Consider the following 15,424-nt stretch of genomic DNA (forward strand, 5'->3'; position numbering starts at 1 on the left):
GCAGGAGCTCGACAGGCTCCTCGTACAGGGCGCTCGGCAAGCACCCAAAACGCTCACACAGGCCGAGGACGACCTCCGCGCGGACTAGCTCACGAGGTCTGACGACAGGACTTCCATCGGCAGCGATGCCTCCAGGGACGGCCCGCCACCGCTGGAGTTCTGCTCCAAAGGGGCAGACACCCCAGCCATGGCGGTGGTCCACGCGTTGACGATCGCGAGGTTGAGTTCGAGGTCCTGCCCCTTGATGCCGTCGAGGGTCGGCTCGACCGGCTGCCCGTGATCGTCCTCGACGTTCCAGCTGACGAGCTGGCCGGCCAGCAGGTACAGGACGCGGCCGGTCTCTCCGCCGGCCTCGGCTTCCGTCTTGGCCTCCCACAGGTCCAGGTACTGGCCGGTGTTGAGGCCGCGGACGGATACGGTCAGGCCCTCGAAGTCAGTGCCGGAGAAGTCGAGGTTGTAGATCTTGCGCTTCGGCTTGTAGCCCATGGTGAGCCCCCAGGTTGTAGGTGATCAGGACCAGGTCGGGACGGTGCCGTCGGAGAGGACGCCCGGCACGGCGAAGGTGAGTTCGCCCGAGTCGGCGCGGGTGAGCGGGTAATCCGTGAACAGGCACTCGTTGGCGAGGGTCTGCCCGGATACGGTGAGGGTGACGGTGCGCGGCACCGACGTGCTCGGAATCGTCTTGAAGACGGCGTGGCTCATGTTGGCGGCGTCGTTGAAGACTCCGTTGAGGGTGATCGAGAAGTCAGCGAGCAGGAGCAGACGCTCCATCGCGGACTTGTCGATGCCGGTGACGTCCTGCACCGCGCGCGGCGTCGCGAACTGCAGGTTGGTGAAGTCGTTCTTGATCGGCTGCGGGGTGCCCGACGCGTCATCGACGCTGCACGTGGTCCACCCGAGGCCGCTCTCCTTGGCCATGGCTTATCCCTTCTTCTGCTGGTCGGCGATCCGGAGCTGGTGCTCGCCGAAGTCCTCGACCCAGTCGGCGGGCCGCTGGTGCTGCCGGACTCGGCCCGTCGGGTTCCCCCGCCAGTCGCCGTCCCGGACCGCGTACGTCTCGGGGTTCGTCTTGTGCTCGGCGAAGCACCGCTGCCCCGCCTCGAACCGGAACACCGTCAGCCCGGCTGCGGTCCGCAGCTCGCGGAAGGTGCGCCCGGACTGGGTGCGGATGTAGGCGGCCTGCACCTGGCCCTGCTGGGTGGACTCATCGACGGTCGTGTCCCAGCCCCGCAGCCACGCCCCGCAGCCGACTTGCTGGCAGGCGGCGCGGACGAGGACGTCGGGTCGCTGGCTGATGCTGAACGTCTGGTACGCCTGAACAGCGTGGGCTGGGGGAATGCGGTTGATGGGTCGCTCCATGACGTCTCCTCCTAGAAGCTGGTCGCGACGTCGTTGCGGTTGACGGACACCGCGAACACGGCGTTGGAGAAAGTCCCGGTCGTGACGACCCGCAGGTACCGCTCGACCGTCAGGTTCCGGGCGGTCTCGATGCGCTGGCTGGTGATGCCGGTTGCCGCGGTGAAACCACCGCCCGTCACGTCGGCCCAGGCGTCGCCGGCGCCGTTGTCGCTGGACTCCTGGAGCTTGACGGTGACGCTGGTTCCGGTGAACGCGAACACGTGCAGGTAGGCCTGGAGGCCGAAGGATGTGGACCCGGTGCCGAAGTCGACGCTGGTGCCGTTGGTGGCGGTGCTGTCGGTCCGCTTGCCGGCCGTCATGGACGTGCCCCATTCGAGGCCGAAGCCGTTGCCCGGGTTCGAGCCGACGAACGTGAACGCGCCGTCGTCCGCGCGGGTGCCGTCGTGGTTGAGCTGTTTCGCCACCAGGTTGGCGCTGGCTCCTCCGAGGGTGGTGCCCCGGAAGTAGCTGATGATCACGTCGCTTGTCGGCAGCAGGGACAGCCGGTCATGCGCGCGGTCAGTCGCCGGGTTGAAGAACGCGGTGTAGTCGATGCGCCCGTCGCGCAGACCACCGATCCGTTCGAACGCGGCCTTGTCGATGCCCGTCAGTTCCAGCGCGGCGGGCCCGCCGCCGATGGCGTTGACTGCGCCGATGTCGCCTGAGAGGTCATAGCCCGCGATGTACAGCGCATCGCCCAGGCCGCTCTGCTTGCTCATGCCACCTGCTCCCAGAGGTCGTTGACGATGACAGGAAGGGTGATCGTCATCACCCGGAACACGGCGCCGGACTGCTGGATGTAGCCGGCGCGGACCTGAAGGGCGGGCCCATGCGCACCGAGGACATCGACCTGCCGGACCAGGCCGTCCAGGGTGAAGTCCGAGACGTAGGCGGCACACAGCACATCGACCGCCTCGATCAGAGCCGGGTCGATCGCGTCGGCCGGCTCGGATTGCGTCGAGGCGTACAGCCGCACGTTGAGGACCACGTCGACGGTGGTCGAGCCCAGGCCCGACGCACGCACAGGCAGCACCTGGTCCGCCCACACAGCGGCGCTCACGCCCAGGCTGGGCGGGTTCTCCGGCTCGTGGCCGTTGACGGCCTCGAAGCGGCCACTGGCCAGCGCGTGAGAGACGACCGCGTCAAGGATCCCGGCGATGTCGAGTGCCATCGGTCACCCCATCCGTCGCAGGTAGGGCTGCAGAATCCGCTCGGCCATTGCGGGTGCGCGCAGCGCCAGCAGGTCCTTGGTGCGCCGCCAGTGTTGGTAGCCGGGAAAGCCCGGCCGGGCCCGGTTGCGCGTTCCGACACCCTCTAGCCACGGCCCGTACACGACACCCTGGTCGTGGACACGGGACACGTCTGAGGACGCGCGCTCGGTCATGACGTGCGACTCGTAGTAGCCGGTCGGGTGGCGGAACGAGGTGCCCATGAGGAGCAGGACGTGTTCCTCACCGAACTCGGCTATCTGCTCGCGCGCGTCGTCGCAGTACTCGCCGATCGCTCGGGCGGCGCGCCCATCGAACAGGGGTCCGCTGATTCGGATGTCGATGCTCATCAGACCCCCCTGATCCGGGCCATGCGGCCGTGCGCCGCGTACGCCTGCTCGCGGAGTCCGGCGAGGCCCCGCTGGTCACGGGTGCGGTCGGACTGGCTGTCCCCGGAGCGCTGGGTGCGGGCGTACCCGGAGTGCTCCAGCCCGAGCGTCGTCAGAGCCTCGCCGATCGTGAGAGCATGCACGGGGCCCGGCGGGTCCCACCGCAGGACGGGCGCGGCCGTTGTGTGGGTAGCGGCGGTGGTGCCGAGCGCGCCGCGGGTGACCGTGAGGCTGCGGGGCGCGTACAGGGTGGCGCCGGTGGTGTGCGCGGCCAGCGTGCTGCCGTCCCAGGCCCGCTTGACGATCAGGCTGTTGCCGGCGATGTCCACGATCAGCATGCGCTCGGCGTCGATGAGGATGACCTCGTCGACCGCGAACCCTGCCGTGCTGGCCACAGCGACGGTGACAGCGTTGGCCTTGGCGTCCATGTCGGCGGTGAGGGTCTGCCCGGTGGCGAGCATGCTTCGACCGGTGACGATCAGCCGCTCGGAGTTGACGCGAAGCAGGCTGCCGACCCCGACCACGGCTGACGTGGGCCCATCTACGTCCAGACCCGTCTCTGAACCATCGATGGCCTCAGCGGTCGCGCCGACCGCGGTCTCGGCCACCGGGCAGCCAGCCCACAGGCCGGTGATGGTGATGTCCCGCTGGTGGGTGTTCCCGCCGCCGAATGCCGCGCTGCTGCTCAGGTTCAGCTCGATCCGGCTGTACGGCGGCCCATAGGCGGCGGGCTCCAGGAGGACGTCCGCGGTGGAGATGGCGACGCCGCCCGACGAGATCGCGGTCACCTCGACCAGTTCGTTGGCGTCCAGCCACAGCCGCCACGGCGCCGCACGCTGGCCGTTGGGCCAGTCGAAGTACCGGGTCGCAACGGTCGGGGCGAAAACGCGGTGGCACAGAGCCTCGACGCTCCTGGAGCCAGATTCGAGGGCGCGGTCGATCTGCCGTGCCGAGCGCGAGGTCTCCTTGAAATCCGGGGCCCGCATGACGTCCTCGCGGGTGGCGTACCAGACTCCCATCAGCTCACCCCGTACCACTGCGAGGCCCAGCCGGTGGTGATGATGCTGGTGGCCTGGTTGGCGAGGGTGAGCGACGAAGGCAGGCTGGTCTGGCTGGTGAGCAGGTTGGAGTACCGGAGGTTGGGCGCGGACAGCCCGGCGTTGACCGACACGCCGGCGCCGGACGCCTTGAAGTGCAACGAGTTAGTGGTCCACGTCCCGTTGAGGAGCATGGCGATGAAGTAGGCGCCGGGCGTCGCCGTGAACGGCGTGGCGAGCGGCAAGGCTTTCGCGGTGGCGCCGGTCATGAGGCTGGCCGAGATGTCCGCCGTCGTGCCGCGCAGGGTGCCGGTGGTGTCGTAGACGCCGAGGTAGCAGTTCGACAGCGACGCGCCCGCGTCGACGCCGGACAGCCCGATCCAGACGTTCGACCAGAGGATGGTCCGCCGGATGAGGATCCGCACCAGGGTGATACGTCCGGCCACGCCGGCGTTGGACTGCGCGGTAACGTGCCCGGCCATGTTCGGGTCGTACGTCCATGCCAGGAGGCCCTGCTCGGCGGGCAGGTCGGCGTCGAGGGCGAGGTTTGCGCGGGCGTCGGCCGCGGTGCTGAGGCTGCTCATGAGACCACGTACCAGTTGCCGCCGGACGGGATGACCGTGACGGACTCCCACTGGGAGGTCAGGACGACAGTGGCCTCGCCGTCGATGGTCTCCGAACCTGCCGCATCGACGGTGACCGTGTTCGCCGTGTCGTCGATTTTCTTGATCACGTACCGGTTCGGTGTGGCCACGGCGGAAATCAGAGTGATGGTCCGGTTTGCCGCGGTGGCATCGACGAGCAGCACCTCGTCGATAACGCGAACCGTCGCATCCGCCGCCACGGAGCGCACCGGGTACGGCACTTGCCCGTTGATCAGCTTGATGCCGCATGCGCTGCCGACGGTCACACCCGACTCGGTGAAGAGGCCCGTGAGGCGGACGATTCCCCGTGCCGACTCCAGCGCTGCGGCGCTGCTGCCAGCGATGTTCGGCGTGCCGGACTCGGTGCTGAGCTGGTCGATGTCGATGATCGGGCCAATGCCCGCGCTGCCGACGCCCATGATGAACAGCTCGTTCGTGCAGGCCTCAATGCTGGCCGACAGAACCTTCATCGCGTGGACCGAGCCGACCGAACCGGCGTAGGAGCCGACCGCCACAAGACCGGCCCAGCAGTAGAGGGCCATGTACCGGTCTACGACCGCGTGTTCGGTGATGAACATTGCGTAGGTGTAGCCGCCGCCGATGCCGACGTTCTTGGCGACGACGTTGTCGTTGTTGCCGGGCGCGGGCAGCAGGAGCCCCACGCTGAGGCCGGTCCCGAACGTGCCGGGGGAGGAGTAGTCGGTGCTCGGGCTCGCGACGGTGCCGAGCGTCCCGCAGCCGAGGTTCTCGACGTGCGCGTTCGCACAGCCGTACAGGTTCGCGGCGCCGTAGGTCAGGCCGAACGACGAGTGCGTAGTCAGGATCGCCATGTTCCGGATCACCGGCATGACGTTGCTGAACAGGGCGGACGCCCCGTACCCGAAGCCCTCGTTCGGGCCGGACAGCACGGCAGGGTTGCCGTCGGCGTTGATGCTGTTCGTCTGCGCGACCGCGGACGCGAACACGCCAGCCGACACCCAGCAACTCCCAGCGAGCTGGGGCACGGTCTGCTGCCAGTGCCGGACGGCCGCAGCCCCGTCAGTCTCACCGCGGAACTCCAGGACCGGCTTGTTGCCGGTCGCGGGGTAGACGCCGAAGACGATCTGCCCGTTGCCGCTCTTGCTGTTGTTCAGGGGGCCCGCGATCAGGAAGCGTTGCGGCGGCGTGTACACCTGCGCGTACGTGGCGCCCGCGGCCAGATACGCCTCCGCGTCGTCAACCGCGTCCTGAATGGCGCCGGTGTTGTCGGTGCCCCACACGACGAGCGCCGCAGACACGGTCGTGGCTGCGGCCGCGGCGAGGGTGACCTGGGTGTCGCTCTGCCGGCTGATGATGGTGGTGACGAGGCTGGTGATGCCGGTCGCGGCCGCGCCCTTGACGATCACGTGCTTGCCGACCGGGCTGGACGCGGCGGTGAAGGGGCCGGATGCGCAGGTGAGTGTCGCGGCGCCGGAGGTCATGGCCCCGTCGGTTGCGGTGCGGACGTCTCCGGTGGCGCCGTAGGCGGTGATGTCGAAAACCCACGGCTCGGCCGCAGAGAAGCGCGGGTCGTCGCCGGCCGCGACCGTGCCGGCCGTTGTGCCGACGTCGAGAGTCGCGGCGTTCCCGAGCTCCAGGTTCAGGCGGCCGGGTGCGGCCGTGTTCTTCGTGCTCATCAGTCACCTCCCTCCAGGTCGGCTTGCTGCTACTTACTGGCCGACATGCCGGCCGTCGGGTCGCCATCCGTCCCAGGGGCAGAAGCGCTGCCCGTCGGGGCCTTCTTCGAGCGGCTCGCCGTCTTGGGGGCAGGCGACCGGGGTTCGCTCTCGCTCGGCTCGGTGCTCTGCTGCTGCGGCTCGGACGATGTCTCGGAGCTGCTCCCAGGAGATGACGCACCTCCCTCGTCGTCGGGGGCCGGTGCCGTACTCGCGGGGGGCTCTGTGACGGCACCGGCTGTCTCGGGCTGGGGCTCGTCGCCCCAAGCGGCGGTCACGGCGACGCCGCCGACGGCGATCGTCGGCCCGCCGTGAACGGTGATCTTCGGCATGGGTTCTCCCTGCTCTGCAAAGGCAGTGGACCGGCAGTGCGGGCAGCGCGGAGCACCAACCGAGAAGGTGGTGGTGCAGTCCGCGCACACCCAGGCCGTCATGTCAGGCCGCCGTCACGGTGGCGCCGTCGTCCAGCGGTACATAGGTCAGGGACCACTCCACCGACCCGGTGTTCGTGGCCGCCGTGTTCAGGCCGATCGCACCCGCAGCGACGATGACCGGGTTGCGGAGCGTCGAGACGCCGCCGCCCGTGGACTTGACCATGGCGTCGCCGGCGAGGCCGGTGATGGACAGGAGGCCGCCTGCAGCGAGCCCGTTGGACTCCACTGTGCCGGACAGATCGTTAACAGCACCCGAACCGCTGGGCGTGGCCACCAGCTTGATCGCGTTGGCCTGCGCCTGGATGCTGGTGGTGACCCGGCCGACGATCGACGTGACCAGGACCCGGCCGCCGGTGACGGTGAACAGTGAGCCCGTCGTCGAAGCCGGCAGGGCGGCCGTTGCCTTGTCGACCTTCGTGCCGTAGAGCAGGGTGCGCAGCTGGGAGCCGGCGATGAGGACGCTCACTGGGTCACCGCCCGCAGGTTCTCGGGCTTGCGCTTGGTGCTGAGGTCCCGCGGCAGGATCACGAAGGACCCGGAGGCGTGGGAGCAGGTGATGTGCGTGAAGCCGTCCGACAGCTGCGAGGCCTCCACCTCGGCGACGAGAAGACCGCCGGTGCCAGCGGTGACCGTGGCGGCAGCGGCCTGCGTGACCTTGGTCCACACGCCGCTGTTCTGCCGGTAGTACTTCGTGAAAACGGCCAGGTTCTGCGCGCCGGTTCCGGCGGAGTCCTGGGCCTCCTGGATGGTGGCGTTCCCGGAGGTCGCGCCGATCAGGATAATCGTGGCACCGCCCGCGTCCTTGAGCCCGAACGCGGTGGCTGCAGTGGTAGCGGAGGTGGCTGCGTTGAACAGCCGGCCGAGGGCGTCCATGATGTTCTGCCTTCCTGGTGGGGGTTGATTGCCACTTCGGAGCGAGCCGGGGCGGGGGCGTTACTGCCCGCCCCGACCGGCTACGTCATGCGCGGGTCGCGACCTTGACGAACGGGGACAGGGTGTTGGAGCCCTTCCGCGGGGTGATCGCGGACTTGATCCACGGGGTGCCGTCGACGCGCTCGATGACGCGCATGGCGGTCTTGTCGTTGCCGAACTTGTAGTCGGAGCTGGTGCTCATCTGCATGGCCTGCCGGTCACCGATGAGGTAGTAGCCGAAGTCGACGAAGTTGATGTCGCCGACGGTGCCGACGGTGGGCACCTTCTCCGTGAAGATCACGGGGCGTCCGAGGATCCGGACCGGCGGCGCACCCTCGCCGCCACCGTCACCGATCCACACCGCAGATCCTCCGGTACCGACCGACAGGGCCATCGTCATCAGCTCGGGCAGGGTGTCGATGTTGGCGACCCAGACCGCACTGGACAGGGACGACGGGAGCATCCGGGAGTAGGCCTTGACGATGTTCTCCCAAAGGATCGTTGCAGCGAGCTGCCCGGACTCCTTCGCCACGGACACAGCGGCCGGCGCGTTGAGGAACCCGGTCGGCTGGCCGACACCGTTGCCCTCAATGAAGGCGACGTCCTCGAACCACGAGAGGGCCTCGGGGTAGGACTGGTTCATGAACTGCTGCAGGGTAGCGAGGGAGTCCTGGAACAGCTCGTTGGGGATTTCCGAGTACAGGGTGAGCTTCTTCGCCTGCAGCTCGATCCGGCCGAAGGACGGGCTGGAGTCGGTGAGAGTGCCGCCCTCCTCGGTCCAGTAGCCGAGGATGCCGCCGTGGACGCTGGTGGCGTTGGAGGTGGAGTCGACGGTCGGATACGGCACCATCAGCGTCTCCATAGGGACGACGCGGGCGCGGGACCGGACGAGGGACTTCTCCATGGGGACGCTCAGCAGCTCGGAGCGAAGCGTCTCCGGGATGAGGTACCCGCCGTCGGACGGCACGTTGGAGCTGAAGGCGTTCTGGATCTTCTTGATCTCTGCGCGGGCGGCGAACGCTTCCTGCGTGTTGGCGCCGTCCCAGACTGCGGTCATGAACTCGGTCCAGTCGGCGAAGCGCTTGTCGAGACCGGCGCCGGGGGCCTTGGCGTTGTAGTACTGGTTGTTGGGCTTGGTGGCCTCGGGGGCGAGGTTGAGGCGGTTGATGCCCTCGATCTGGTCGCCGCGGAGGCAGTTGGCGAACGCCCTCTGCGTCTCCTCGCGGACCTGCTGGGCGATCGTCTCGTCCGACCGTGCCTGGCCCTTGGCGTACTCGGTGATGAACTCTTGCAGGGAGTCCTTCGACGCCACGATCTTCGTGAGGGTCGCGGTGTCACCGAGGGCTTCCGCCAGCTCATCGGCGGTGCGCGGGACGACGGTGGTCATGGGTGCCTCCTTCAGGCGTGGGTGCTCGTCGCCGCGCTGGACGACGTCAGGTGAGCGACGAGGCCGGCCCACGGGTCGGGGGCAGGCTGGGTGAGGTGTGCGGTGAGTGCGGCCCAGGGGTCGGCCTCGGGTTCAGCGGTGGGTGCTGGCTGCAGCTCGTCGCCGGGTGGCAGGTCGACGAGTTCGGGGCCGTGCTCCTCGATCAGCTTTGTCCCGGAGGATGCCGTGAAGATTCGGCAGTCCGTCCCGCCCTCACCGACAGCGGGGAGGCCCTCGACGATGCCGCCGGTCGGGGCCGGGGCGTCGACCGCGTTGATGACCGGGGCGGGTGCCTGTTCGCGGCCCGCGTGCTTGAACACGCTGAGGTCCCAGCGTGCGGTCACCTGCTCCTCGACGGGCGCGCCATTGCGGGGCTCGGTCTCCACCTCATCGGCCAGGCCCGCGGCGACGGCTTCCTCGGCGTTGAACCAGGTTTCCGCCTTCATCCGCTCGCGCCACTCGGCGGCGCTGCCGCCCGCGCGCTCGGCGTAGATCGAGGCGATGTTGTCGGACTGCCGGTCGAGGAGCTGCGCCATCTCCAGCATGTCCTCGCTGTTGCCCATGCACAGGCCGGACCCCTCGTGGATCATCATCTGGGATCCGGACAGCATCACGATCCGGTCGCCGGCCTGGGCGATCACCGAGGCGATCGACGCGGCGAGCGCGGAGACGCGGATGGTGACGTTGGCGGGGTGGGTGCGAAGGGCGTTGTAGATGGCGATGCCCTCGAAGATCTCCCCGCCCGGCGACGACAGGTTCACCGTGATCTCCGAGGCCGTCACCTGGGCGAGCTCCCGCTGGAAGCTGGCGGCGTTGACGCCCCAGAAGCCGATCTCGTCGAAGATGTCGACGACGACCGGCCCGCTGGCGGTGTTGGTGATGCGGTACCAGTCCCGGCGTTCCGTGACCGCGGCGCCCTGGAGGTTCACGCCAGGCCTGACAACGTTGTCAGAGTCCGTCGAGGTGCGCATGCCAGCACCGAGGATCTCCCGGACCGCGCCCTGCGACAGGCGCGCCGAGTTGAACAGCCGACGGGGGAGAGGCCCCAGCCTGCGCATGACAGACTCCGCAACTCCCCGCGAGCTGGTACTCATGATGCACCATCGATCGGCATATGCGTCACTCCTCATCGCCGCCCTTGCCGCGCTTGACGACCCGGCACCGGCAGTCGTTGCCGTACTGCGCGCCCTCACAGCGGACGTAGCCCGACCCGCCCGGGTAGTCCTCGTAGGCCTGGGCCCGGTTCTTGTACGTCCGACCGTTGTTCTCGGCGCACGGGCCGCAGGTGTCGTCGTCATCGACAGCGACCACAACCCACCGCTGCGCTGCCTCGACGTCGGGGATGCCCAGGTGGGCGGCCAGCTCAGGGCCGAGCGGGAGGGAGCTGACCGCCGGCTCTTCCGGGTGCTCCTCTGGGGCAGAGGGGGCCGACGCGGGGGTGGAGCCGGGCCGGGCGAAGCGGCGGATCGTCGCCGGCGGCTGCACCGACAAGTCGAGGTTGGCGCCGGCGCGGTTGCAGATGGCGCGCGCCTCGTCCCACGTGACGACGGTGTCGACGCCTAGGTAGATCGACTGGATCATGTCGGCGATCTCCCGCGGTGTCGCCTGCCCCTCGCCGCCCGCTGCCGGCGCGGCCTCGATCTCGGGCAGGCCGACCGCAGCCAGGACAGCGGCGGGGGAGAAGCCTGCCTCAACGAGGGTGCGCGCCGCGCCGGCCTTCGCGGTCAACTCCCGCGCGGCAAGCTCCCGGTCCTCGGCGACGGGGTTCTCGTAGTCCCACTCCAGGTCTGCCGTAGTGGCGCCGAACAGGGGCAGCACGTCGAAGTTCAGCGCGGCCTTGAACCGTTCCAGGCGCGGCACGGTCAGCATGGAGTCGAACCAGGCTCCTGCGGCGTCTGCGGTGGCCCGGTTGACGTCCTCGACGTCACCGACGGCGAACTTGGGTATGCCGTACGCGCCGCGGATGACGTCGCTCGAAGCGGCCCGCAGCTCGGCAAACTGCATGTCGCGCTGGGTGAACTTCCGGTCAATCCACTTGCCGTGCTCCAGGATCGCTACGCGGTGGGCGTTGGCGACGCCGCGGTGCTGCTCGTTCCAGCGCATCCGCAGCTCGTTGAACTGCGGGTCGCTGAGGGGGCTCGGGACCTCGATGATTCCGCCGGGCTCGGCCGAGTTGAGGAAGAAGTTGCGGTTCCACTCGGCGCTGTACCTGGTCGCGTCGAGGTCGGCGAGGATCGACTGCACCGGGCCCATCCCGCGGTACGGGTCGAGGGGGTTGGGCATCCGCAGGGATATGACCTGATCGAGTTCGAGAGCGATCTGCTGCCCGTCGGGCGCCTGGTACATGTAGCCGGCCAGGAACCGCTCCGGGTCAGGTACGGGGGTGATCCGGTCGGGTCGGACGGGCCAGAGTTCCAGCGGGATCGGGGAGGCTTTGTGTCGGCTGACGACCCACCAGCCTTCGCCGGTGAGGTCGATGTGCTGCTGGGTGACCTCGACGAACTCCTGCCGGGGCATGAAGGGGTTCGGCTTGCGCCAGAGGTCGAGGGCGGCGTGGGAGGTGACCTCGGCCCGGTCTTCTTTGCGGCCGGATGCGGCCTTGCGCCACAGCTTCCACTCCACCTGTGAGGTGGCGTTGGAGAGCCGGTTGACGATGGCGAACAGGGTGCCGACGGAGCCCATGGCGTCCATCTGGGCGACGGCGTCGCGGCGCCCGCCGAGGCCCCAGGCGCGGGACTGGGCGCGGCTGGAGAAGGGGACGGGTGGGGCGGCGGGGCTGGTGACGCGGTTGAGGATGGCGCCGAGCACGGTCCTGCCCACCGGTCACCTCCTAGCGGCGACTCCTGCTGGTGTCCTCGTGGCCGCCGTAGAGGCGCCATTCGAGGAGCCAGGCTCCTAGTCCGGCGGCGATCCAGCCCGCCGGTTCATAGGTCATGCCTATGCCAATTGCCACAAGCATAGTTCCAGTCAATGCCAAAACGGTAGGCATGATTCTATTCAGGGCGCCCAGAATCGTCCGGTGTGTCACCCCGGGCCCTCCCCGCGCTGCACGAACCTCGTCCATCACAACCACCTCAGCCTCGTCTGACCTGCAAGGTCCCGGCTCGCAACCATGTACCGCATCGCGTCCATCCCGTGATCGTCCTGCTTGACCGGCTCCTCCTTCGCCACCCCGCCAGGCTTCACCGCCCACACGTAGGCGGTGATCTCCTCCGCCGTGCACGTCGGCTTCTTCGCCGCCTCCAGGTCCGGATCCCGCTCCACCAGCGCGCCCTCCACCAGGAGCAGGCGCGGCCGGCCGTCCCCTTGGACCTTGAGCCGGGACTGGACAGCCTGGATGCCGTCGGAGACCGTCTTCTTCGCCGGGGTCGTCCCCAACTCGAGGTGCCGCTCCAGCGTGGCGCGGTCCTCGGCGTCGTGGTCGCAGATGACCGCGCGCGGCCGCGGCTCGGTCCAGGCGCCGTCGTCGTCGGTGACGAGCTTGAGGATGTGCCGGGCGTGGTCCTCAACGAGGCGCTTCGTGCGGTAGATCTCCCGGTACAGGTACAGGCGACCGTCGGGGTCCTCGGCCCACCACTGGGCGCAGAAGGGGTTGGTGAACCCGAAGTCGACCGTCAGCCACCGCGTCCACGCCGCAGGTATGTCGAACGCGGGGACAGAGTGGACGGCGTCGTCCCAGCCTTCGTAGATCAGCCCTTCGGCTGCGGCCCAGATCCCGTCGCGGAACCGGGCGCGCCGGATCCCGGTGAGCGCGTCGAGCTTGGCCATGTAGTCCGCGCCGGCGGGCGTCAGGGTTCCGTCGGGCCGCATGTAGGCGGGGTTGTCGATGTGCCGCGAGTGGAGCATCAGCATGCTCCCGCGGTCGGATCTGGTCTTGATCCAGTGGGTGGGCTGGGAGGGGTTGCAGGCGGCGATCTGCTGCTGCCAGGACAGGCGGCCGTTGCGGAGGCGGGTGCCGAGGGTTTCCCAGTCGGTCTCGGTCAGCTCGGTAGCCTCGTCGGCGAACACCAGGTCGTACTCGGAGGACAGGACCTTCTCCGGCTTGTCCATCCCCCCGACGACGACCTTGGACCCGTTGCTGTACCGGTAGCACGGCGCCTCGCGGGGCGAGCCACCGAACCAGCGGACGACGCCGGTGGCGAGGGCCTGCTTGGCGACCTTCTCCTCGAACGTCACGAGGGTGGTCGCGCCGAGGCTGACGGCGGTCTTGCGGACGATGAGGCAGCGGATCCCGGGATTGTTCAGCGCCGACAGGTGGACGCGGAAGAGACATGCGAGGCTCTTGCCGGTGCCGGCGGGCCCGGCCATGGCGACCTCGGAAGTTCGGGTACGGAACAGGGCGTTCGCGGCGCCGCGCGGTTCGTATCTGACAACGATGTCATCATCCATCACGTCAGGTCTTCAGGGTCAACGCCGACGATCTCGTACCGGACGCCGCCTGAGATGTTGACCTTCTTCTCGGCGTCCAGGCCGTACAGCTTCCGGTACGACTCACGGAGCATGCGCATCTCACGGATCGCGGCGAGGCGGGGGCCGTCGTCCAGGATGGGCCGGCCCTCGGCGTCCACCATGACCTTGCCCTGGGAGATGGCCAGGTGCGAGCGTTCGAGGATCTCCAGGGCCGCGACGTACAGCTGGTCGAGCTGTTCCATCTCGACGGCGACCATCTCCTCGACGGCTGGCTTGAGGACGCGCTTGCGCACGGCTTGGAGCTGGCGCCAGGCGTGGCTCTTGTCGTAGTAGCCGAGCGCGTCGGCGATCTCCTGGTAGGTGGCGCCGCGTGCTCGCATCTGGGCGGCTTTGGCGTCGCGTTCGGCGGCTTCGGGGGTGTACTCGAAGCGGTTGAGCTGCTTGTTGCGTGGCTGGCCCTCGGTTCCCATGATTGGCCTCCCTCCTGGCCCCAGGATGGCATGGAGGGCATGAAATTGGCCCGCCTCCCGAGGTAGGAAAGCGGGCCAATCGCTGGCGTCTGTCTCGTAGCGGGTAGACCATTGGGCAGCCGCGACAGGAGGAGGAGCCATGTTGGAGACGGACGCCGAGGGCTGGGAGTTGGAGCACAGGCTCCACAGCCTCAACCAGTTCAGGAGCAGGCCGGGGCCGGTGAACGCCGAGGGTCTCCGGCCGCTACTGCGCGAGTTGACGGGGCTGGTCAGCTATCAGTGCAACTGCGGCTGGAGTACGGGTTGGGTGCCGCATGACTCAGTCCCGCTGCCGGATGAGGCGCGCCGGCTGCACCCGATGCCGGGCTATTCGTCTCCGTCGTCGTAGTCCTGCTCCCACCTGTCCCAGCGGCGGTCTTCCTGGGCGAGCTGCCAGCCGGTCAGCTCCCAGGCGGGGAGCGGCGCGGAGTCGGTGCCGGGCGCGAGGTTGTTCACGGCGCTCGCCTCGTCACTCGACGATGGCGCGGGCGAACGCGACGGCCTTGGCGAGCATGCCGGGCACCTCGTCGGCGCCGGCGCCGCCGTACTGGTCGACGAGGGTGAAGTCGTGCGGCCGGTGCGGGGCCCAGTCCTCCGGGTCCTTCTCCGCGGGGGTGAGGAGGCGGAACGAGTCGACGCAGTAGGGGAGGCGGTCGCCGTCCTGGTGGGTGGCGACGGTGATGACCGGGCCGGTGCGGACGACGTCCAGGATCTGGGCGTCGTGGGGCGTGCGGATGGTGGCGAGGGCGCGGCGGGCGATCTGCTGGCGGAGGGTGGTGAGGCGGGTGGTGGTGTTCATTGCGGGTCCGTTCTCGGGTGGGTGGTTCAGGCGGCGAGGTGGTCGGCGAGCAGGGTGATGCGAGCGGCGATGGGGGCGTCGATCGGGTAGACGACGGTGACGGTGGCGATGCCCTGCGGGGCGCGGGTGGTGGGGGCGTCAGTGGTGCGGGGGACGGTGTAGTGGGTGCGGTGGATGGTGTAGGCGTGGATGCGGTCGAGGCGGAAGTCGCGGCGCTCGCCGGTCTCGCGGTCCATGGCGGTGATGAGGATGTCGCCGGCGTTGCTGACCTTGAAGTCGTAGATCTCGATGGTGCGGATGGTCTGGGTGCCGTCGGCCTTGGTGTAGGTGATGGTGACGGGGTGCTGGTTGTCGAGGGCGGTGATGAGGCGGGTGAGGGTCTGGTGCTGGGTCTCGTTCTTGGTGTGCTTCATCTGTGCCCCCTCGGAGTGTGTCCGCCCTGTTCACGGGTGGCTTGCCACCTCTAGAGTGACACACTCTTTGACGGGTGGCAAGCCACCTGGGAGACTTGGCCCATGGCAAACGCTCACAAGCACAAGCAGCGCGTCATCCGGGGCGCTGACG

Annotated in this window: 20 protein-coding genes; all 20 read right to left on the reverse strand. The window is 68.8% G+C overall.

The features are described 5' to 3' along the window. Positions 1-84: 84 nt before the first annotated feature. On the reverse strand, positions 85-486 hold the full coding sequence (locus tag ACIPXB_RS08130; RefSeq protein ID WP_401446043.1) for a hypothetical protein: 402 nt from the start codon (positions 484-486) through the stop codon (positions 85-87). A 24-nt stretch (positions 487-510) separates the two neighbouring features. Next, complete coding sequence (locus tag ACIPXB_RS08135) at positions 511-918, reverse strand: hypothetical protein (RefSeq protein ID WP_401446045.1); 408 nt, start codon at positions 916-918, stop codon at positions 511-513. A 3-nt stretch (positions 919-921) separates the two neighbouring features. Beyond that, positions 922-1,359, reverse strand: coding sequence for a hypothetical protein (locus ACIPXB_RS08140; RefSeq protein ID WP_401446048.1), 438 nt, complete (start codon positions 1,357-1,359; stop codon positions 922-924). Positions 1,360-1,370: 11 nt separating this feature from the next. Further along, on the reverse strand, positions 1,371-2,117 hold the full coding sequence (locus tag ACIPXB_RS08145) for a hypothetical protein (RefSeq protein ID WP_401446050.1): 747 nt from the start codon (positions 2,115-2,117) through the stop codon (positions 1,371-1,373). Then, positions 2,114-2,569 carry a hypothetical protein gene (locus ACIPXB_RS08150; protein WP_401446053.1) on the reverse strand — a complete coding sequence of 152 codons (456 nt, stop codon included), beginning with the start codon at positions 2,567-2,569 and terminating at the stop codon, positions 2,114-2,116. The genes ACIPXB_RS08145 and ACIPXB_RS08150 overlap by 4 nt, the downstream gene beginning before the upstream one ends. Before the next feature lie 3 nt (positions 2,570-2,572). Continuing rightward, the gene (locus ACIPXB_RS08155; protein WP_401446055.1) at positions 2,573-2,956 is read right to left on the reverse strand and encodes a hypothetical protein; all 384 of its coding nucleotides are present in this window, start codon (positions 2,954-2,956) and stop codon (positions 2,573-2,575) included. Then, a complete protein-coding gene (locus tag ACIPXB_RS08160) occupies positions 2,956-4,014 on the reverse strand; it encodes a hypothetical protein (RefSeq protein ID WP_401446056.1) in 1,059 nt (352 codons plus the stop codon). The genes ACIPXB_RS08155 and ACIPXB_RS08160 overlap by 1 nt, the downstream gene beginning before the upstream one ends. Next, the gene (locus ACIPXB_RS08165) at positions 4,014-4,616 is read right to left on the reverse strand and encodes a hypothetical protein (RefSeq protein WP_401446059.1); all 603 of its coding nucleotides are present in this window, start codon (positions 4,614-4,616) and stop codon (positions 4,014-4,016) included. The genes ACIPXB_RS08160 and ACIPXB_RS08165 overlap by 1 nt, the downstream gene beginning before the upstream one ends. Then, positions 4,613-6,331: a hypothetical protein gene (locus ACIPXB_RS08170; RefSeq protein ID WP_401446061.1), complete on the reverse strand. Its 1,719-nt coding sequence runs from the start codon at positions 6,329-6,331 to the stop codon at positions 4,613-4,615. The genes ACIPXB_RS08165 and ACIPXB_RS08170 overlap by 4 nt, the downstream gene beginning before the upstream one ends. Before the next feature lie 474 nt (positions 6,332-6,805). Then, positions 6,806-7,270 (reverse strand): hypothetical protein, encoded by a 465-nt coding sequence (locus ACIPXB_RS08175; protein WP_401446063.1) that lies wholly within the window; start codon positions 7,268-7,270, stop codon positions 6,806-6,808. Further along, entirely contained in the window at positions 7,267-7,677 is a 411-nt protein-coding gene (locus tag ACIPXB_RS08180) for a hypothetical protein (protein WP_401446065.1), read from the reverse strand. The genes ACIPXB_RS08175 and ACIPXB_RS08180 overlap by 4 nt, the downstream gene beginning before the upstream one ends. A gap of 85 nt (positions 7,678-7,762) precedes the next feature. Then, complete coding sequence (locus ACIPXB_RS08185; RefSeq protein WP_401446067.1) at positions 7,763-9,103, reverse strand: phage major capsid protein; 1,341 nt, start codon at positions 9,101-9,103, stop codon at positions 7,763-7,765. Between the two features lie 11 nt (positions 9,104-9,114). Further along, on the reverse strand, positions 9,115-10,071 hold the full coding sequence (locus ACIPXB_RS08190) for a head maturation protease, ClpP-related (protein WP_401446069.1): 957 nt from the start codon (positions 10,069-10,071) through the stop codon (positions 9,115-9,117). 190 nt (positions 10,072-10,261) lie between these two features. Continuing rightward, the gene (locus ACIPXB_RS08195) at positions 10,262-11,962 is read right to left on the reverse strand and encodes a phage portal protein (protein WP_401446071.1); all 1,701 of its coding nucleotides are present in this window, start codon (positions 11,960-11,962) and stop codon (positions 10,262-10,264) included. Positions 11,963-11,972: 10 nt separating this feature from the next. Next, positions 11,973-12,101: a hypothetical protein gene (locus ACIPXB_RS08200; protein WP_401446073.1), complete on the reverse strand. Its 129-nt coding sequence runs from the start codon at positions 12,099-12,101 to the stop codon at positions 11,973-11,975. 104 nt (positions 12,102-12,205) lie between these two features. Next, positions 12,206-13,531: a phage terminase large subunit gene (locus ACIPXB_RS08205; protein ID WP_401446074.1), complete on the reverse strand. Its 1,326-nt coding sequence runs from the start codon at positions 13,529-13,531 to the stop codon at positions 12,206-12,208. Beyond that, positions 13,531-14,022, reverse strand: coding sequence for a hypothetical protein (locus tag ACIPXB_RS08210; protein WP_401446077.1), 492 nt, complete (start codon positions 14,020-14,022; stop codon positions 13,531-13,533). The genes ACIPXB_RS08205 and ACIPXB_RS08210 overlap by 1 nt, the downstream gene beginning before the upstream one ends. Positions 14,023-14,388: 366 nt before the next feature. Beyond that, the gene (locus ACIPXB_RS08215; protein ID WP_401446079.1) at positions 14,389-14,517 is read right to left on the reverse strand and encodes a hypothetical protein; all 129 of its coding nucleotides are present in this window, start codon (positions 14,515-14,517) and stop codon (positions 14,389-14,391) included. Positions 14,518-14,530: 13 nt separating this feature from the next. Beyond that, positions 14,531-14,860 carry a hypothetical protein gene (locus tag ACIPXB_RS08220; RefSeq protein WP_401446081.1) on the reverse strand — a complete coding sequence of 110 codons (330 nt, stop codon included), beginning with the start codon at positions 14,858-14,860 and terminating at the stop codon, positions 14,531-14,533. Between the two features lie 26 nt (positions 14,861-14,886). Then, positions 14,887-15,273, reverse strand: coding sequence for a WYL domain-containing protein (locus ACIPXB_RS08225; RefSeq protein WP_401446083.1), 387 nt, complete (start codon positions 15,271-15,273; stop codon positions 14,887-14,889). Between the last annotated feature and the right edge of the window lie 151 nt (positions 15,274-15,424).

This window comes from Streptomyces sp. NPDC090022, assembly GCF_044748145.1.
Classification (GTDB): Bacteria; Actinomycetota; Actinomycetes; order Streptomycetales; family Streptomycetaceae; genus Streptomyces.